Consider the following 17,773-nt stretch of genomic DNA (forward strand, 5'->3'; position numbering starts at 1 on the left):
TCGTTCGTAGCCGTGTAGTACTGTGGTTCGCGATTTTACAGGAGGCTTTACATTCCGTTTAATAATGAATTCAGATCGGCTAATAACGTTGAGATATTTACCGATGCTCAGATCTCGGCCAGCACACGCAAATGCGCAACCACACTGCGCCCAAGCGCCGACAAGTTATATCCACCTTCGAGACAACTCACAATGCGCCCTTGCGCGTGACGCTTCGCCACCGCGCGAACCTGCTCGGTGATCCACGCATAGTCGTCCTCGACGAGACCCATGTTCGCCATGTCGTCTTCGCGATGCGCGTCGAATCCGGCCGAAATGAAGATCATCTGCGGCTTGAATTCCTCGAGCCGCGGCAGCCACATCATGTCGACGACCTCGCGCACCTGCATGCCCTTGGTGCGCGCCGGCAGCGGCACGTTGACCATGTTCGACGCGTGATTCCCAGCGCCGCTGAACGGATAGAACGGATGCTGGAAGAAACTGCACATCAGCACGCGCGAGTCGCCGGAAAACGCGGCCTCGGTGCCGTTGCCGTGATGAACGTCGAAATCGACGATCGCGACGCGTTGCAGGCCGTGCACGTCGAGCGCATGACGCGCGGCAATCGCGACGTTGTTGAAGAGGCAGAAGCCCATCGCGCGCGCGGGCTCCGCGTGATGGCCCGGCGGGCGCACGCTGCAAAACGCGTTGTCATAACGCCCTTCGATGACGGCATCGGTCGCAGCGATCGCCGCGCCCGCCGCGCGTAATGCGGCGCGATAGGACTCGGGGCACATCGACGTATCGGGATCGAGCTCGCTTCGACCCGATTCGGGCGTGCGGCTCTTGATGTAGTCGATATGCGCCTGCGTATGCACGCGCGCGAGGTCGGTTTCCTCGGCGAGCGGCGCTTCCTCGCGCTCGATGAGCGCATCGATCCGGCTCGCGATCAGCTGATCTTCGATCGCCTGCAAGCGCGCCGGGCATTCGGGATGCCATTGACCGTTGTCGTGCCGGAGGCAGTCGGGGTGGGAGTAAAAGCCGGTGGCCATGATGTCTCGCAATGCCGCTTTCGTCGGCTCTCGTCTCGTGTTTTTTCGTCATACGCGACCACGCGTCGCGCGTTTGACGTTAAGTTACCACACCGTTCGGCGTGGCCGCCCTCGCCCCGGCACGCGGGCAGTATGGGCGCGAGGCGTCGGTTATACTGCCCCGACGCCTTGCCGGCCGAGCGGTTGCGCGTTGCGTTCTGTTGAGAATCGTTGCAGATCGTTTCGGATCGATTCAACTTCCGGCGTTTCGTGCATCCGGCATCGCCCCAACCGCCCCAACCACGCACACTATGACTTTCCAGTTTGCTCCGTTCGACCTCACGGCCTGCTTCAAGCCGGCAAAGCGCGCACTCTTCGCCTCCCTCGTCTGCGCGCTCGGCGTTCTCTCCGGCAACAGTGTCTTTGCGCAGTCGCAGCAGCCGCAGGCCGCGACGCCGCAAGGACAGGTGTTCGAAGAAGAGATCGTGCCGCAGCGCTACGCGAACAACCCGAATGTCGAAGCGTTCATCAACGACATGGTCGCGCGCTACGATTTCGATTCGTCCGCGCTGCACGACCTGTTCGCCCGCGTGAGCTATTCGGCGACGGCGGCGAAACTCGTTCTGCCATCGCCCACGCCGCAGGCCAAGAACTGGCGCGCATATCAATCGCGCTTCATCGAGCCGGTGCGAATCAACGCGGGCGTGAAGTTCTGGCGCGCGAATCAGGCCACGCTGCAGCGCGCTTCCGAGCAATTCGGCGTGCCGCCGGAGGTGATCGTCGGGATCATCGGCGTGGAGACGATCTACGGGAAGTACATGGGCAACTTCCGCGCGCTCGACGCGCTGACCACGCTCACCTTCGATTACCCGAACACGCCGAATCGCGCCGAGCGCATGGCGACCTTCCGCAAGAACCTGGAAGACCTGCTCGTGTGGACGCGCGATGCGCAGATCGATCCGACCACCGTGCTCGGTTCGTACACCGGCGCGATCGGCATCCCGCAGTTTCTGCCCAGCAGCATCGTGCAATACGCGGTCGATTACGACGGCAACAGCCGCATCGATCTGCGCACGAGCCCCGCGGACGCCATCGGCAGCGTGGCGAACTATCTGAAGCAGAACGGCTGGGAGCCGGGCCGTCCGGTCGTGTGGCGGATCGCCGGCGACGTCGGCAGCCAGGGCATCGCGCAGGCCGCCGCCGATGGCGCGCCGGAGCCGAAGTGGTCGCTCGCGCAATTGACGAAGGCCGGCATGCTGCTCAACGAGCCGGGACTGAACGTCGAGGCTCAGGCAGCGACGCCGCTCACCGTCGTCGATCTGCCGACGCCCGGCCGCACGACCGAATACACGCTCGGGCTGAAGAACTTCTATGTGCTCACGCGCTACAACCGCAGCTTCTTCTATGCGCTCGCGGTGTATCAACTCGGCGAGGCCGTGAAGGCGCGCATGATCGCGGGCGATACCGGTACGAATCCGCAGTGACGTTTTTGCTGGCTCTGAAAAAGTAAAACCCCGGCATGCCGGGGTTTTTTCATTGCGCGGGCAAAGGTCGCGGCATCACGCCGGAAACACGCCCGTCGACAGATAACGATCGCCGCGATCGCAGACGATGAACACGATCGTCGCGTTCTCCACCTGACGCGCGATGCGCAGCGCGACTTCGCACGCGCCGCCCGACGAGATGCCCGCGAAAATACCTTCGACCGATGCGAGGCGCCGCGCCATCGCCTCGGACGCCGCCTGACTCACGTTCTCCACGCGGTCGACCCGGCTGCGATCGAAGATTTTCGGCAGATACGCTTCCGGCCACTTGCGGATGCCCGGAATGCGCGAGCCCTCTTCCGGCTGCGCACCAATGATTTCGATCTTCTGGTCCTGCTCTTTCAGGTATTTCGACACGCCCATGATCGTGCCGGTCGTGCCCATCGACGAGACGAAGTGCGTGAGGCGCCCTTCGGTCTGACGCCACAGTTCGGGGCCGGTGCCTTCGTAATGCGCGAGCGGATTGTCGGGATTCGCGAACTGGTCGAGGATGATCCCCTTGCCATCGCGCTGCATCTGATCGGCGAGATCGCGTGCGTACTCCATGCCGCCCGTCACCGGCGTCAGCACGATCTCCGCGCCATACGCGGCCATGCTCTGACGGCGCTCGACCGAGAGATCTTCGGGCATCAGCAGCACCATCTTGTAGCCGCGCATCGCGGCTGCCATCGCGAGCGCGATGCCGGTATTGCCGCTCGTCGCTTCGATCAGCGTGTCGCCCGGCTTGATGCGGCCGCGCTCTTCAGCTTTCCTGATCATCGACAAAGCCGGACGGTCCTTCACCGAACCCGCCGGATTGTTGCCTTCCAGCTTGCCCAGCACGACGTTGTTGCGGCTGCGGATTTCGTCGTCCACGATGCGGACGAGCTGCACGAGCGGCGTATTGCCGATCGTGTCTTCGATAGTCATGTAAGCCATATGCGGAGCGGATTCGATTCCCGCGGCAGGACGCGCCCGCCGCGGGATTTTTGATATGAGAATGCTTCGATTGTAGCCCAGCGGTCCCGTCGACGCCGGCGCACCCCTGATGCGCGGATGGAATGCCGCGCGCGGCCGCGCCTGCACATGCAAAAAGCCCCGCAGGCAAACGTCCGCGGGGGAGCCCAACACTTCCGAAGGCTGAAGGAGATCGTTGACACGCCGGGCACGCCGGCGCGCCTTGGCGTCGCCCTTATTTCTTCACGACGACGGGTTTGGACGACGCGGACGCCGAAACCTGCGTCGCGACCGCCGGGTTCGCAGCGCCGGGCGGTGCTGCGGCGGCGGTCTTGGCGGCAGCACCGATCGTCAGCCCTTCCGCTTCGAGACGTTGAACGGTCTTGCCGCCCATGCCTTTCACGCGCGTGCTGAGATCGCTGGCGTCCTTGAAGGGGCCATGCGCCTGACGTTCGTCGAGAATGGCTTTCGCCTTGGCCGGACCGATGCCCTTCACGCCGCGCAGCGCATCGGAGTTGGCGGTGTTGACGTCGACGGCCGCGAACGCGCTACCGATGGAAAAGATGAGCGCGAATGCGGCGATCGACGAGAGTGCTTGCTTGAACATGACTGAGTCTCCGTGAGGAACCGGCTGGCAACGGCGCCAACCGTGAGACCCAGTTTAGAGAGACTCGAAACGCGTTTATAGCTGGCCGAATAGCCAACGCACGTAGCGATCGACGCCTTCCTGAACCGTCAGAAACGGTGCGTCGTAACCCGCCGCGCGCAGGCGCGACTGGTCCGCCTGCGTGAAGCATTGATACTTGCCGCGCAGTGCATCGGGGAACGGAATGTACTCGATGAGCCCGCGCTGCACGAGTTCCGCAAGCGAGAGCGCCGCTTCGCCGTCGAGCGCGCGCAGCGAATTCACCACCGTCGACGCGATATCGTTGAACGGCTGGGCGCGTCCGGTGCCGAGATTGAAGATGCCCGACTTCTCCGGATGATCGAAGAAGAACAGGTTGACCCTCACCACATCTTCGACCGAGATGAAATCGCGCGTCTGCTCGCCCGCGGCATAGCCGTTGTATTCACCGAAGAGCTTGACCTTGCCCTCCGAGCGGAACTGGTTGAAGTTATGGAACGCGACCGACGCCATGCGGCCCTTGTGCGTCTCGCGCGGGCCGTACACGTTGAAGTAGCGAAAGCCGACGATCTGGCTCTGCGCCTTCGGCAACACCTGACGCACGATCTGATCGAACAGGAACTTCGAATAGCCGTAGACGTTGAGCGGCTTCTCGACCTCGCGTTCCTCGACGAAACGGCTCGACCCGCCGTACGTAGCCGCCGACGATGCGTAGAGGAACTGCGCGCCCTGTGCGAGGCACGCGTCCATCACGTCGCGGCTGTAGCGGAAATTGTTGTCCATCATGTAGCGGCCGTCGGTTTCCATCGTGTCCGAACAGGCGCCTTCATGGAACACCGCGCGCACTTTGCCGAAATCGCCGCGCGTGAAGCGCTCGACGAACTCGGTCTTGTCGAGGTAATCGTCGATCTCGCAATCGACGAGATTCTTGAACTTGTCGGCGCGCGTGAGGTTGTCCACCGCGATCACGCGTTGCTCGCCGCGCTCGTTGAGCGCCTTGACGATATTGCTGCCGATGAACCCGGCAGCACCGGTAACGATGATGGTCATGGCGAAGTGTCAGGTAAGGTCAGGCGAAGAGTTCGTTGTAGTCGACGGTCGCCGTGCCGAGCTTGCCCACGACGATGCCCGCCGCGCGATTCGCATAGACGATCGAGTCGACGAGCGGCACACCCGCGCCCAGCATGGTCGCGACCGTTGCGATGACGGTGTCGCCCGCGCCCGAGACATCATACACTTCGCGTGCTTCGGCCGAGGTATGCAGCACCTGGTTCTCGGTGAAGAGCGTCATGCCTTCTTCGGAGCGCGTGAGCAGCAGCGCAGAGATATCGAGTTCGGCGCGCAGCTTCGTCACGCGCTCGTGCAGGTCTTCCTCCGACTTCCACTGACCGACCACTTCGCGCAGTTCGGCGCGATTCGGCGTGATGAGCGTGGCGCCGCGATAGCGATCCCAGTCATCGCCTTTCGGGTCGACGAGCACGGGTTTTCCGGCGCGCTTCGCGTCGGCGATCATCTGCGTGACGTGCGTGAGGCCGCCCTTCGCGTAGTCGGACATGAGGATCACGTCGTGCTGCGGCAGCAGTTCCGCGAAGCGCGCAAGACACGCGTGCAGGACTTCGTGATTCGGCGTGTTCTCGAAATCGACGCGCAGCAGTTGCTGCTGGCGCGAAAGCACGCGCAGCTTGATGGTCGTGAGCAGTTCGGGATCGCGTTCGAGATGCCCCGCGACCTTGCTCTCGCCGAGCAACTCGACGATGCGCTCGCCCGGCTCGTCGTGACCGACGACACAGAGCAAGCCCGCCTGCGCGCCGAGCGCCGCCGCGTTGCGCGCGACGTTCGCAGCGCCTCCGAGCCGGTCTTCCTTCTTCTGCACGTGCACCACCGGCACGGGTGCTTCCGGCGAGATGCGGTTGACGTCGCCGAACCAGTAGCGGTCGAGCATCACGTCGCCGACCACCAGCACGCGCGCGGCCGAGATGCGCGCGCGCGGCACGACGGGAATATCGGCGTTAGCTGCGGCTGCCGTTGCGGTCGAGTTCGACATGGGGACGTCCTATCGCGTAATAGTCGATGCCCATTTCGGCCATCGCTTCCGGTTCATACAGATTGCGGCCATCGAAGATCACCGGCGTCTTCAGCGCGCTCTTCAAGTGCCAGAAATCGGGGCTCTTGAATTCCTTCCATTCGGTCACGATGACGAGCGCGTCTGCGCCCGTCAGCGCGTCCTGCTGCGTCTTCACGAAGTGCAGACGCTTGATGTCCTCGGGTCGATCCGCGAGATCGAGGGCGAACACGCGCTCGGCTTCGTCACGCGCGACGGGATCGTAACCGTGCACCGTGGCGCCGCGCTGCAAGAGCGCCTCGATGATGCGCCGGCTCGACGCCTCGCGCATGTCGTCGGTGTTGGGCTTGAACGCGAGGCCCCACACGGCGAACGTGCGCCCGCGCAGGTCTTCGCCCATGCGCCTGACGATCTTGTTGACGAGCACATCCTTCTGGTCGTGATTGACCGCCTCGACCGCTTCGAGAACGCGGAGCGTGTGGCCGTTTTCGCGCGCGGTCTGCGCGAGCGCCTGCACGTCCTTCGGGAAGCACGAGCCGCCGTAACCGCAGCCCGCGTACAGGAAGTGATAGCCGATGCGCGGGTCCGAGCCGATGCCCCGCCGCACCGATTCGATATCGGCGCCGACGGTGTCCGCCAGATTCGACAGATCGTTCATGAACGAGATGCGCGTCGCGAGCATTGCGTTGGCGGCGTACTTCGTGAATTCGGCGGAGCGCACGTCCATGTAGAGCGTGCGCTCGTGATTGCGGTTGAAGGGCACGTAGAGCCGCTTCATCTTCTCGCGCGCGAGATTGCCTGCGTCGTCGTCGTCGATGCCGATCACGATGCGATCTGGCCGCATGAAGTCGTCGACCGCCGCGCCTTCCTTCAGGAACTCCGGATTCGACACGACCGAGAAGCCATGCTTCGCCGAGCCTTCGAGCCCACGCGCTTTCAGCTCTTCGTCGACGACCTTCTTCACCTGCAGCGCCGTGCCGACCGGCACCGTCGACTTGTCGACGATCACCTTGAAGCCGTTCGAGTATTTGCCGATATTGCGCGCGGCGGCGAGCACGTATTGCAGGTCGGCGGAACCGTCTTCGTCGGGCGGCGTGCCCACCGCGATGAACTGGATGTCGCCATGCTCGACGCTCGCTTTGACATCCGTGGAAAACTGGATGCGGCCCGCCGCGCGCGTGCGCTTCAGCATTTCCTGAAGGCCCGGCTCGTGGATCGGCACGCCGCCGTTGTTGAGAATTTCGATCTTGCGCGGATCCACATCCACGCAAAACACGTCATTGCCGATTTCGGCAAGGCACGCGCCGGTCACAAGACCGACGTAACCCGTGCCGACGATGGTCACTTTCATACGCTTTCCGGTGGTTTCTGAAATGCCGGTGGCGGAAGCGGCGCGTTCGAGCGCCGCCTGATTTCATGCTTGCCGCGCGCGGGTTCAGACCGAGCTGGTGATCGGCTCGACGCGCCGCGGCGCGTACGTTTCCCAGCCGCTGCAGCCGGGACATTGCCAATAGAATAGTCGCGCGCGGAAGCCGCAAGTTTGACACGTATAACGCGGCAGGTTCTTGGTGCGCTGTTTCACGAGATTACGCATCAGTTCGAGCTCGCCGCGACGCGGCTCGTCGGCGGTCGCTTCCTGGGCTTCGAGCAGACGCGTCATGCCGGCCAGATTCGGCGCGCTTTCCATCTGCTTGCGCGCGAGCGCATGCGCCGCGTCCAGGCCGCGCAACTCCTGCACGTGCTTGTACGCGACATCGAGCAGATCGTTCGACGGATAGCGGGTCGCGTAATCGATCAGCAGATCCACGCCCTCATCCTTGCGTCCGAGCGCGCCGTACGCCTTCATCAGCTTTTCGGCGACGAGCGGCAGATACGCTTCATTCTGCGCCTCGACACGCTTCCAGTGCGTGATCGCGGTGTCGACGTTGCCCGCGGCCGCCTCGACGTCGCCGGCGAGAATCGTCGCGCGCACGTTGTCCGGGTTCGATGCCAGCGCGAGCTTCAGTTCGGCGCGCGCGCCTTCGGGATTCTTGCGCTGCAACGCTTCTTGCGCGAGCTCACAATGGAAATGCGCGATCTCCATATGCAGCGACGGCGCGCCCATCTTTTCGATTTGCTCGGCCGTCGTGATGGACTTCGGCCAGTCTTTCTCGATCTCGTAGATGGTGAGCAAGGCGCGCTGCGCGCCGAGCGAATACTCGCCCGCTTCGAGTGAACGGAACGTCTCCTCGGCGCGATCGAGCAGGCCCGCCTTCAGGAAGTCCTGTCCGAGTTCATAGAGCGCGTGATCGCGCTCGGCGACCGGCAAGTCGGCGCGGCTCAGGAGATTCTGATGCACGCGGATCGCGCGGTCGGTTTCGCCGCGCCGGCGGAACAGATTTCCGAGCGCGAAATGCAGTTCGATGGTTTCCGGATCGAGTTTGGCGACTTCGATGAACGCATCGATCGCCTTGTCGTGTTGTTCGTTCAGCAGAAAATTCAGGCCGCGAAAGTACGAGCGCGGCAGGTTCGCATTCTCGGACAGCAGAGTTTTCAGGTCATAGCGGGACGCGATCCACCCCAGCGCGAAGGCGATGGGGATGACGAGTAGCCACCAGAAGTCTAGATCCATGCGATTTGTCGTTGAATGTTAGGTGTCTGCTTTCGCTCGATATCAGATGAGCGGCGGCATCGGCGGTTCTTCCTTTACCACCGGCGTCTCGCGCGCGACGCGCAGTTCGCGCTTCAGCCGTCCGTTTTCCATCCGCAGACGTATCATCGCGGGCACGCCGGACAACAGCCCCGCCAGCAATCCCACGACGAAAAACGCGAGACCGATCAGGATCAGCGGCGCGGTCCAGGCATAGCCTGCAAGGAAGTTCAGCGTCGCGGTCTGGGTGTTGGCGAGCGCCAGCACCAGCAGCAGCACGAAAATCAGAACGCGGATCAGCCAGACGAGGAATCTCATGTAGGGTCTCGCAAGAGCGGTTGCATCAGACGGCCCTTCCGTTGCGGCCGGGCCTGCGCGGTTGAACACCCAGGTCAAAGTGACCGGTATTGTAATTGATGCTTCCGGGCACAGGCAGCCGCCGGCGCTCCGCGTGGATTTTCAGCAAACAACGCACCCGTTGCGCCAGCGCTGCGAGCATGAAACGCCGCATATGAAAAAAGCACCCCGAAGGGTGCTTTCCTGGTCGATTGCCTCGTGGGCGAACGTCGCGAACTGAAGAATGCCTTCAGCCGGGAATGCGCGCCGATCAGAGATCGTCCGCATCATCGTCATTCGACATCTTCAGCGGCTCTCCCGCACGGCCATCTACGCGTTCGCGCAACTCCTTGCCCGGCTTGAAGTGGGGCACGAATTTCTCCGGTACCAGCACCTTCTCACCCGACTTGGGATTGCGCCCGACGCGCGACGGACGACGGTTGAGCCCGAAGCTGCCGAAGCCGCGAATCTCGATGCGGTGACCGTTGGCCAAAGCCTCCGACATCGCATCGAGCATCGTCTTCACCGCGAAATCCGCATCCTTGAGGACAAGTTGCGGAAATCGCGACGCCAACTGGGCGACCAATTCCGATTTGGTCATACTTCAGCTTGCCGTTGAGGGCTTAGCTGTTCTGGCCGTCGAGCTTGGCCTTGAGCAGCGCGCCGAGGTTGGTCGTGCCGGTCGCGGCGGCGTTCGTGTCGCCCTGCAGGCTGCGCATGGCTTCCTGCTGTTCGGCCGAATCCTTCGCCTTGATCGAAAGGTTGATGCCACGCGACTTGCGATCGATGTTGATGATCATCGCGTTGACCTTGTCGCCTTCCTTCAGCACGTTGCGCGCATCTTCCACGCGGTCTTGCGCGATTTCCGAAGCACGCAGGTAGCCTTCGACTTCGCCGGACAGCGTGATGACCGCACCCTTCGGGTCGACCGACTTCACGACGCCGTCAACGATGGCGCCCTTGTCGTTGATCGCGACGAAGTTGTTGAACGGATCGCCTTCGAGCTGCTTGATGCCGAGCGAGATGCGCTCCTTGTCGACGTCGATGCCCAGAACCACGGCTTCGACTTCGTCGCCCTTCTTGTACTTGCGCACGGCTTCTTCGCCGGTTTCCGACCACGACAGGTCCGACAGGTGAACCAGACCGTCGATGCCGCCAGGCAGACCGATGAACACGCCGAAGTCGGTGATCGACTTGATGGCGCCGCTGATCTTGTCGCCCTTCTTGAAGTTGCGGCTGAAGTCATCCCACGGATTCGGCTTGCACTGCTTCATGCCGAGGGAGATACGGCGGCGGTCTTCGTCGATTTCGAGAACCATGACTTCGACTTCGTCACCGAGCTGAACGACCTTCGACGGCGCAACGTTCTTGTTGGTCCAGTCCATTTCCGACACGTGAACCAGGCCTTCGATGCCCGATTCCACTTCGACGAATGCGCCGTAGTCGGTGATGTTCGTGACCTTGCCGAACAGGCGCGTGCCCGACGGGTAACGACGCGAGATGCCTTCCCACGGATCGTCGCCGAGTTGCTTGATGCCGAGCGAGACGCGGTTCTTCTCTTGGTCGAACTTGAGAATCTTGGCGGTGACTTCCTGGCCAACCGACAGCACTTCCGACGGGTGACGCACGCGACGCCATGCGATGTCGGTGATGTGCAGCAGGCCGTCGATGCCGCCGAGGTCCACGAACGCGCCGTAGTCGGTGATGTTCTTGACCACGCCTTCGACGATCGCGCCTTCCTTCAGCGTCTCGAGCAGCTTCGCGCGCTCTTCGCCTTGGGTGGCTTCGATCACCGCGCGGCGCGACAGCACCACGTTGTTACGCTTGCGGTCGAGCTTGATGACGCGGAATTCGAGCGTCTTGCCTTCGTACGGCGTCGTGTCCTTGACCGGACGCGTGTCGACGAGCGAACCCGGCAGGAACGCGCGGATGCCGTTGACCATCACGGTCATGCCGCCCTTGACCTTGCCGGTGATCGTGCCGGTCACGAGCTCGTTGTTGTCGAGCGCCTTTTCCAGCGACAGCCACGAAGCGAGGCGCTTCGCCTTGTCGCGCGACAGGATGGTGTCGCCATAGCCGTTTTCCAGCGCGTCGATCGCGACGGAAACGAAGTCGCCCGCCTGCACTTCCACTTCACCCGCGTCGTTCAGGAATTCTTCGAGCGGAATATAGGCTTCGGACTTGAGACCAGCGTTGACGACCACGAAGTTGTGGTCGACACGCACGACTTCGGCGGAGATCACTTCGCCGGCGCGCATGTCCTGCTTGGTCAGCGACTCTTCGAACAGAGCCGCAAAGGATTCGGTATTCGGGGTGGAGGTTTGCAGGTCGGACATAAAAATCGATATTTGCACAGCCATTCGCGCGGTGGTCCCCAATGGACCGGTGAAGCGCAACGCCGTACGGGGTTAAAGGGTTTAACACACGCTCCATCTGCCGACGGAGCACCTTGCTCTATTACACGCGAACCGCGCTGTACCAGCCGATGATCTGTTCGACCGCTTGATCGATCGACAAACCGGAGGTGTCCAGCGTCTTCGCGTCCGCTGCGGGCTTGAGCGGCGCGGTGCTCCGGTTCATGTCCCGGTCGTCGCGCGCACGCAAATCTCGCAGCAAGTCATCCATATTAGCAGAAAAACCTTTTTGCATCAATTGCTTATACCGTCTCGCCGCGCGCGCCTCGGCGCTCGCCGTCAGAAATACCTTCAGCGTGGCGTCGGGAAAGATGACGGTGCCCATGTCGCGGCCGTCGGCGACGAGGCCGGGGCGCTTGCGAAACGCCCGCTGACGCGCGACCAACGCCTGGCGCACCGCGGGATGCACGGCGATCGCGGAGGCGCGGTTGCCGACCTTTTCCTGCCGGATTTCGCCCGAAACGTCCACGCCGTCGAGTTGCGCGCAACCTTCGCGGAACGTGATGTGGAGCGCTTCGATCAGTTTTGCAAGGCCGGGAGCGTCGTCTTTCTCCACTTCGTAGCGAAGGCTGGCGAGCGCCGCGAGCCGGTAGAGCGCGCCGCTGTCGAGCAGGTGAAAGCCGAGCGTCGCCGCGACGATGGCCGCGACCGTGCCCTTGCCCGAAGCCGTCGGCCCATCGATCGTGATCACGGGAGTGGGGTCGAATGGACGGGTCGGTTTCATCGAGTCTGGCCGTTCCGGCCCGTTGATTCTGTCATTGAAGTCTATGAAATCGCGCTTCACGCTAGCACCGCTGTAGTTACGCCCTGACGAGCGTCGCGAACCGATCGAAATAATCGGGGAAAGTCTTGTTCACGCACTTCGGATCGTTGATGCGAACCGGCACGCCGCCCAGACTGACGAGCGAAAAACACATCGCCATGCGGTGGTCGTCGTAAGTGTCGATCGCGGCATCCGGCGTGAGTTTCGCAGGCGGCGTCACGACGAGATAGTCCGCGCCCTCTTCCACCGTCGCGCCGACCTTGCGCAGTTCGGTCGCCATCGCGGCGATGCGGTCGGTTTCCTTCACGCGCCAGCTCGCGATATTGCGCAGCGTGGTCGTGCCGCTCGCGAAGAGCGCGGCCACGGCGATGGTCATCGCGGCGTCGGGGATCAGATTGAAGTCCATGTCGATGGGCGCGAGCCTGCCGTCGTCCGACTCGACGCCGCGCACTTCGATCCAGTCCTCGCCCATCATGACGTTCGCGCCCATGCGATTGAGCGCGTCGGCGAAACCGACATCGCCCTGGATGCTCGCGCGCCCGACGCCTTCCACGCGCACCGGCCCGTGACCGATCGCGCCCGCCGCCAGAAAATACGACGCCGACGACGCGTCGCCTTCGACCATGATCGCGCCCGGCGACCGGTAGCCTGCGCCGGCGGGAATCGTGAAGCGCGCCCAGCCATCGCGCTCGACGGTCACGCCGAAACGCGCCATCAGGCGAATCGTGATGTCGATGTACGGCTTCGAGATGAGTTCGCCTTCGATCTCGATCGTAACGGGACCGCTGCGGCCCTCGACGACCGGCAGGCTCATCAGGAGCGCGGTCAGAAACTGGCTCGACACATCGCCGCGCACGCGAATCGGCTTGTCGATCGCGATCTTCGCAGCGTGAATCTTCAGCGGCGGAAAACCGTCGTTGAGCTCGTAATCGATCGCAGCGCCGATCTGCCGCAAGCCGTCGACGAGATCGCCGATCGGCCGCTCATGCATGCGCGGCACGCCATGCACGCGATATTCGCCGCCGTTCACCGCGAGCGCCGCGGTCAGCGGACGCACCGCCGTGCCCGCATTGCCCAGAAACAGTTCAGCCGCTTTCGACGGAAACGCGCCGCCCGTCCCGCCGACGATCAGGCGCTCGCCCTCCTCCCGCACCGCGACGCCGAGCGTCTTGAGGGCGGCGATCATCACACGGGTGTCGTCGGAATCGAGCAGATTCGTGATGGCCGTTTCGCCGCTCGCGAGCGCCGCGAGCAGCAACACGCGGTTCGAAATGCTCTTCGAGCCGGGCAAGCGCACCGTGCCGGACGCGCGAGAGAAAGGTCCGAGATCCAGATGTTCCATAGTGTTTCCTTGGGTCACAGCTTGGGTTGCAGCTTGGGGCACAGCTTATTTCGCGGCGACGTCGTTGGAGGGCTTGATGCCGCCGCTCTCCTGCCACTCTTTGCGCGCGACGCGCGAGCGCGCGAACGCGGCTTCGAGCGCAGCGCCGTCCGATGCGTCGATCGCCGCGCGAAAGCGTGCGAGCACGGCAGTGTAATCGTCGAGTTCGGCGAGCAGCGCGGCGCGGTTCGCGAGACAGATATCGCGCCACATTTCCGGGCTCGACGCCGCGATGCGCGTGAAATCGCGGAAACCGCCCGCCGCGAACGAGAATTTCAGCTCGGCGTCGGGCGTAGCGAGAATCTGGTCGACGAGCGCGAACGACAGCACATGCGGCAGATGGCTCACCGACGCGAACACGCGATCGTGCTGCGCCTCGCTCATCTGACGCACGCACGCGCCGGTCGCGCGCCACATCGACGCGACGCGCTCGACGTCGTCGGCTGCGTTTTCGGGCAGCGGACAGAGCACGACATTGCGATCGACATAAAGATCGGGCAGCGCCGCATCGACGCCGCTCGACTCGCGCCCGGCGATCGGATGCCCCGGCACGAACTGGGCGACACGCGCGCCCAGGGTTCGCTTCGCCGCCGCGACGACATCGGTTTTCGTGCTGCCGGCGTCCGTGACGATGGTCCGCGCGCCGAGCAACGGCGCGATGCGCGCGAGCAGCGGCTCGGTCTGCGCGACGGGCGCGGCGAGCAGCACGATATCGGCGTCGCGCAGCGCGTTCGACAGCGCGAGGTCGTCGTCGAGCGCGGCGGCTTCGTCGATCACGCCGAGTTCCAGCGCCCGCGCGACCGACTTCACGGAACGGCCCACGCCCACGACTCGGCCTGCGAGCCCGGCGCGTTCACGCAACGCGCGCGCGAGCGATCCGCCGATCAGGCCGACGCCGAAAATAACCAGTTTGTTGAAAGAGAACGCAGCCACGGGACATCGATAAAAACGCGTCGTCCGACGCAGGAAACCGGACCGCCGCTAACGCGCGGCGGCGACGAGGGAAGCTCAGCGGGCTCGCGGATACGAACCCAGAATCTTCAGGAACGCGGCCTTGCGCCCGAGCTCTTCCAGCGCGGCGGCGACGGCCGGGTTGTCGCGATGGCCTTCGATGTCGATATAGAAGTAGTACTCCCACGTGCCCGAGCGCGCGGGACGCGATTCGAAGCGCGTCATCGAGACGCCGTGTTTCGCGAGCGGCTCCAGCAGCTTGAACACGGCGCCCGCCTCGTTCGACACCGACACGATGAGCGAGGTCTGATCGTGGCCGCTCGAATCGGTGGGCTGCTTGCCGACGATCACGAAGCGCGTGCGATTGTGCGGATCGTCCTGAATCATCGAGAACACGACGCCGAGGCCGTAATGCGTGGCCGCGCGGTCGCCGGCGATGGCCGCGACAGTCGGATCGCTCACCGCGATGCGTGCGGCTTCCGCATTGCTCGACACCGCCTGACGCTCCAGATGCGGCGCGTTCGCGGTGAGCCAGCGCTGGCACTGCGCGAGCGCCTGCGGATGCGCGCACACGCGCGTTACGCCATCGAGCGTGCCGGACGCGGTCAGCAGATTATGATGAATCGGCAACGCGAGTTCGCCGCCGATCAGAAGCGAGGTCTGCAGCAACAGATCCAGCGTGCGCGACACCGCGCCTTCCGCCGAATTCTCGACCGGCACGACGCCGTACTGCGCCGCGCCCGCTTCAACGGCGCGAAACACTTCGTCGATCGACGGGCACGGCACGCCCTGAATCGAATGCCCGAAGTATTCGAACATCGCCTGTTCGCTGTAGGTGCCAACCGGCCCGAGAAACGCGGCGCTGATGGTCTGTTCGAGCGCGCGGCTCGCGGCCATGATCTCGCGCCAGATCGAAGCGATGTGCTCGTCGGCGAGCGGCCCGTCGCTCATGTCCTGCAGACGCGCGATGACCTGCATCTCGCGCTCGGGGCGAAACACCGGCGCGTTGAAATGCTTCTTCACTTCGCCGACTTCGAGCGCGACGGAAGCGCGCTGATTCAACAGCGCGATGAGTTGTGCGTCGAGCACGTCGATGCGTTCACGCAGCGGTTTGAGTCTTGAATTGAGATCGTCGTCCATGCGGTGCTTGAGCGATTGCGGTTAAAGGAGCGAACGCACTTAGGCGCTCGTCCGCTCGAATTCCTTCATGTAGTCGACGAGCGCCTTGACGCCCTCGATCGGCACCGCGTTGTAGATCGATGCCCGCATGCCGCCGACGGACTTGTGGCCCTTCAGTTGCAACAGGCCGCGCGCCTTCGCGCCGGCCAGGAAATCGGTGTTGCGCGATTCGTCGGCAAGGAAGAACGGCACGTTCATGCGCGAACGGTTCTGGCGCTCGACCTTGTTGACGTAGAAATCGCTGGAATCGATGGTGTCGTAGAGCAGCGTGGCCTTTTCCACGTTGCGCGCCTCGATCGCTTCCAGGCCGCCCTGCTGCTTCAGCCATTTGAAGACGAGCCCGGCGATGTAGATCGCGTAGGTGGGCGGCGTGTTGTACATCGAGTTGTTTTCCGCGACGGTCTTCCATTCGAACGCCGACGGACAAATGGGCAGCGCGCGATCGAGCAGGTCTTCGCGCACGATCACGACGGTCACGCCCGCCATGCCGATGTTCTTCTGCGCACCGCCGAAGAGCACGCCGTACTTGGCGATATCCATCGGGCGCGACAGGATGTGCGAGGACGCATCCGCGACGAGCGGAATGTCGCCGAGGTCGGGAATCTCGAAGGCCTCGACGCCATCGATGGTTTCGTTGCTGCACAGATGCACGTAGGCCGGATCGTCCGACAGCTTCCATTCGCTGAAGGCCGGCACGCGCGTGAAGCCCGCTTCGGTCTTGCCGTTGGCCGCGAGATGCGGCGTGCCGTACTTCTGCGCTTCCTTGAACGATTTCGTCGACCAGGAACCGGTCACGACGAAGTCGGCGGTTCGCTTCTTGCCGAGCAGGTTCATCGGGACGATGGCGTTCTCGCCGATGCCCCCGCCCTGCAGAAAGAGAATCCGATGCGATGCGGGCACCTTCAGCAACTCGCGCAAATCGGTCAGCGCCGCCTCGTGAATCGACATGAACTCGGCGCCGCGGTGGCTCATTTCCATCACGCTCATACCGCTGCCTTGCCAGTCGAGCATTTCGTCGGCTGCCTGTTTCAGGACTTCTTCTGGCATGGCGGCTGGGCCGGCGGAGAAATTGAACACGCGCATCTGGGGATCCCGGAGTTCCGAAGGGTCAGGCGCGATCGAACGGCGGATGAAACGAAGACCGCGTTTTCGCGCCCGAAAAAAGAAATGGCTGCTTGCGCTCGCGCGCAAACAGCCATTATCGCACTGTCCTGAAAACCCGCCAATGCACGGGGCGGTGAGCCCCATCAGCGGATTTGCGTCAGGACCTCGCCGTGCTTACTTGCCCGGCTTGACGCTCGCCACTTCCGAGTCGGCTTGCGTGCGCGTCGCCTTGATGGCTTGCGGCATGTACTTCTGCATCAGGCCGTTCACGACGTCGCGGCCAACCTGGTCCTGAACCTGGATGAACTTGCGGCCGGTCGTGCTCTTGTAGAAGTTGGTCAGATCCTTGATTTCGTCGGTCGAGTAGTACTTTGCGTACGCGTCGTACTGAGCCTGCATCGCATCCTTGCGGAATGCGTCGGTCGCGAAAACCTGGCCAGCGGAATCAACCAGCTTCGGCACTGCATTCTTTTGCAGCGACGGAACGGCGGCCTGCTTCTGCTTGTCGTTCAGCGTCTTGTTCTCGGACAGTGCGTCCGAGAGGATCGCCGGCACGAGTTGCTTCGACTGCATCTGCGCGCTGTTACCGATCGCACCGACCAGCTTCTGCGCGTCGATCGCGTCGAGCAGATCCTTGATCGCGGCTTGCTTGGCCGGATCAACCGGGGCTGCTGCGGCCGGCGCCGGCGCCGACTGTGCGGGCGCCTGGTTCTGAAGCGACTGTGCCATCGCGAAAGTCGGTACGAAAGCGGCCAGCAACATCCACTGCTTGAAACGTCCTTGCATCATTACTCCCTGTAAAAAATATCCAGTTCAGCACTGGCGACGAGCTTTTGCAC

Annotated in this window: 17 protein-coding genes; 1 reads left to right on the forward strand and 16 read right to left on the reverse strand. The window is 63.3% G+C overall.

From position 1 onward, the window contains the following. Nucleotides 1-107: 107 nt before the first annotated feature. Complete coding sequence (locus BTHE68_RS09520) at nucleotides 108-1,031, reverse strand: histone deacetylase family protein (RefSeq protein ID WP_162066114.1); 924 nt, start codon at nucleotides 1,029-1,031, stop codon at nucleotides 108-110. A gap of 290 nt (nucleotides 1,032-1,321) precedes the next feature. On the opposite strand from BTHE68_RS09520, the gene mltB reads away from it, so the two are divergent. After that, nucleotides 1,322-2,494, forward strand: coding sequence for a lytic murein transglycosylase B (gene mltB, locus BTHE68_RS09525; RefSeq protein ID WP_162066115.1), 1,173 nt, complete (start codon nucleotides 1,322-1,324; stop codon nucleotides 2,492-2,494). Nucleotides 2,495-2,569: 75 nt separating this feature from the next. Here mltB and cysM read toward each other — a convergent pair whose 3' ends face one another. From cysM to BTHE68_RS09595, 15 genes are all read right to left on the reverse strand, one after another. After that, a complete protein-coding gene (cysM, locus tag BTHE68_RS09530; protein WP_162066116.1) occupies nucleotides 2,570-3,472 on the reverse strand; it encodes a cysteine synthase CysM in 903 nt (300 codons plus the stop codon). A 253-nt stretch (nucleotides 3,473-3,725) separates the two neighbouring features. Next, complete coding sequence (locus tag BTHE68_RS09535) at nucleotides 3,726-4,097, reverse strand: ComEA family DNA-binding protein (RefSeq protein ID WP_162066117.1); 372 nt, start codon at nucleotides 4,095-4,097, stop codon at nucleotides 3,726-3,728. Nucleotides 4,098-4,172: 75 nt separating this feature from the next. Further along, on the reverse strand, nucleotides 4,173-5,165 hold the full coding sequence (rfaD, locus tag BTHE68_RS09540; RefSeq protein ID WP_162066118.1) for an ADP-glyceromanno-heptose 6-epimerase: 993 nt from the start codon (nucleotides 5,163-5,165) through the stop codon (nucleotides 4,173-4,175). Between the two features lie 19 nt (nucleotides 5,166-5,184). Beyond that, a complete protein-coding gene (gene rfaE1 / locus BTHE68_RS09545) occupies nucleotides 5,185-6,159 on the reverse strand; it encodes a D-glycero-beta-D-manno-heptose-7-phosphate kinase (protein WP_162066119.1) in 975 nt (324 codons plus the stop codon). Beyond that, nucleotides 6,125-7,528, reverse strand: coding sequence for a UDP-glucose dehydrogenase family protein (locus BTHE68_RS09550; protein WP_162066120.1), 1,404 nt, complete (start codon nucleotides 7,526-7,528; stop codon nucleotides 6,125-6,127). The genes rfaE1 and BTHE68_RS09550 overlap by 35 nt, the downstream gene beginning before the upstream one ends. A gap of 84 nt (nucleotides 7,529-7,612) precedes the next feature. Continuing rightward, on the reverse strand, nucleotides 7,613-8,788 hold the full coding sequence (lapB, locus tag BTHE68_RS09555) for a lipopolysaccharide assembly protein LapB (protein WP_162066121.1): 1,176 nt from the start codon (nucleotides 8,786-8,788) through the stop codon (nucleotides 7,613-7,615). A gap of 42 nt (nucleotides 8,789-8,830) precedes the next feature. Continuing rightward, complete coding sequence (locus BTHE68_RS09560; protein WP_061179517.1) at nucleotides 8,831-9,124, reverse strand: LapA family protein; 294 nt, start codon at nucleotides 9,122-9,124, stop codon at nucleotides 8,831-8,833. 289 nt (nucleotides 9,125-9,413) lie between these two features. After that, the gene (locus BTHE68_RS09565; RefSeq protein ID WP_061179516.1) at nucleotides 9,414-9,743 is read right to left on the reverse strand and encodes an integration host factor subunit beta; all 330 of its coding nucleotides are present in this window, start codon (nucleotides 9,741-9,743) and stop codon (nucleotides 9,414-9,416) included. Nucleotides 9,744-9,765: 22 nt separating this feature from the next. Beyond that, nucleotides 9,766-11,496, reverse strand: coding sequence for a 30S ribosomal protein S1 (rpsA, locus tag BTHE68_RS09570; RefSeq protein ID WP_174258034.1), 1,731 nt, complete (start codon nucleotides 11,494-11,496; stop codon nucleotides 9,766-9,768). A 103-nt stretch (nucleotides 11,497-11,599) separates the two neighbouring features. After that, nucleotides 11,600-12,280: a (d)CMP kinase gene (gene cmk, locus BTHE68_RS09575; protein WP_162066123.1), complete on the reverse strand. Its 681-nt coding sequence runs from the start codon at nucleotides 12,278-12,280 to the stop codon at nucleotides 11,600-11,602. Nucleotides 12,281-12,356: 76 nt separating this feature from the next. Continuing rightward, nucleotides 12,357-13,661: a 3-phosphoshikimate 1-carboxyvinyltransferase gene (gene aroA / locus BTHE68_RS36585; RefSeq protein WP_174258003.1), complete on the reverse strand. Its 1,305-nt coding sequence runs from the start codon at nucleotides 13,659-13,661 to the stop codon at nucleotides 12,357-12,359. Nucleotides 13,662-13,706: 45 nt separating this feature from the next. Then, nucleotides 13,707-14,633, reverse strand: a complete 927-nt coding sequence (locus BTHE68_RS36590; protein ID WP_174258004.1) for a prephenate dehydrogenase — start codon at nucleotides 14,631-14,633, stop codon at nucleotides 13,707-13,709. A 75-nt stretch (nucleotides 14,634-14,708) separates the two neighbouring features. Continuing rightward, nucleotides 14,709-15,791 (reverse strand): prephenate dehydratase, encoded by a 1,083-nt coding sequence (gene pheA, locus BTHE68_RS09585; RefSeq protein WP_162066124.1) that lies wholly within the window; start codon nucleotides 15,789-15,791, stop codon nucleotides 14,709-14,711. A gap of 39 nt (nucleotides 15,792-15,830) precedes the next feature. Then, nucleotides 15,831-16,913 carry a 3-phosphoserine/phosphohydroxythreonine transaminase gene (gene serC, locus BTHE68_RS09590; protein ID WP_162066125.1) on the reverse strand — a complete coding sequence of 361 codons (1,083 nt, stop codon included), beginning with the start codon at nucleotides 16,911-16,913 and terminating at the stop codon, nucleotides 15,831-15,833. A 195-nt stretch (nucleotides 16,914-17,108) separates the two neighbouring features. Further along, nucleotides 17,109-17,720, reverse strand: coding sequence for a DUF2059 domain-containing protein (locus BTHE68_RS09595; RefSeq protein ID WP_162066847.1), 612 nt, complete (start codon nucleotides 17,718-17,720; stop codon nucleotides 17,109-17,111). Nucleotides 17,721-17,773 lie beyond the last annotated feature (53 nt).

Origin of the sequence: Burkholderia sp. THE68, assembly GCF_009938265.1 — a bacterium.
Lineage (GTDB): Bacteria > Pseudomonadota > Gammaproteobacteria > Burkholderiales > Burkholderiaceae > Caballeronia.

Bases quoted from the DNA above. Each gene is read 5' to 3' on its own strand.
- BTHE68_RS09520 (WP_162066114.1), bottom strand. From the start codon at position 1,031: ATGGCCACCGGCTTTTACTCCCACCCCGACTGCCTCCGGCACGACAAC.
- mltB (WP_162066115.1), top strand. From the start codon at position 1,322: ATGACTTTCCAGTTTGCTCCGTTCGACCTCACGGCCTGCTTCAAGCCG.
- cysM (WP_162066116.1), bottom strand. From the start codon at position 3,472: ATGGCTTACATGACTATCGAAGACACGATCGGCAATACGCCGCTCGTG.
- BTHE68_RS09535 (WP_162066117.1), bottom strand. From the start codon at position 4,097: ATGTTCAAGCAAGCACTCTCGTCGATCGCCGCATTCGCGCTCATCTTT.
- rfaD (WP_162066118.1), bottom strand. From the start codon at position 5,165: ATGACCATCATCGTTACCGGTGCTGCCGGGTTCATCGGCAGCAATATC.
- rfaE1 (WP_162066119.1), bottom strand. From the start codon at position 6,159: ATGTCGAACTCGACCGCAACGGCAGCCGCAGCTAACGCCGATATTCCC.
- BTHE68_RS09550 (WP_162066120.1), bottom strand. From the start codon at position 7,528: ATGAAAGTGACCATCGTCGGCACGGGTTACGTCGGTCTTGTGACCGGC.
- lapB (WP_162066121.1), bottom strand. From the start codon at position 8,788: ATGGATCTAGACTTCTGGTGGCTACTCGTCATCCCCATCGCCTTCGCG.
- BTHE68_RS09560 (WP_061179517.1), bottom strand. From the start codon at position 9,124: ATGAGATTCCTCGTCTGGCTGATCCGCGTTCTGATTTTCGTGCTGCTG.
- BTHE68_RS09565 (WP_061179516.1), bottom strand. From the start codon at position 9,743: ATGACCAAATCGGAATTGGTCGCCCAGTTGGCGTCGCGATTTCCGCAA.
- cmk (WP_162066123.1), bottom strand. From the start codon at position 12,280: ATGAAACCGACCCGTCCATTCGACCCCACTCCCGTGATCACGATCGAT.
- aroA (WP_174258003.1), bottom strand. From the start codon at position 13,661: ATGGAACATCTGGATCTCGGACCTTTCTCTCGCGCGTCCGGCACGGTG.
- pheA (WP_162066124.1), bottom strand. From the start codon at position 15,791: ATGGACGACGATCTCAATTCAAGACTCAAACCGCTGCGTGAACGCATC.
- serC (WP_162066125.1), bottom strand. From the start codon at position 16,913: ATGCGCGTGTTCAATTTCTCCGCCGGCCCAGCCGCCATGCCAGAAGAA.
- BTHE68_RS09595 (WP_162066847.1), bottom strand. From the start codon at position 17,720: ATGCAAGGACGTTTCAAGCAGTGGATGTTGCTGGCCGCTTTCGTACCG.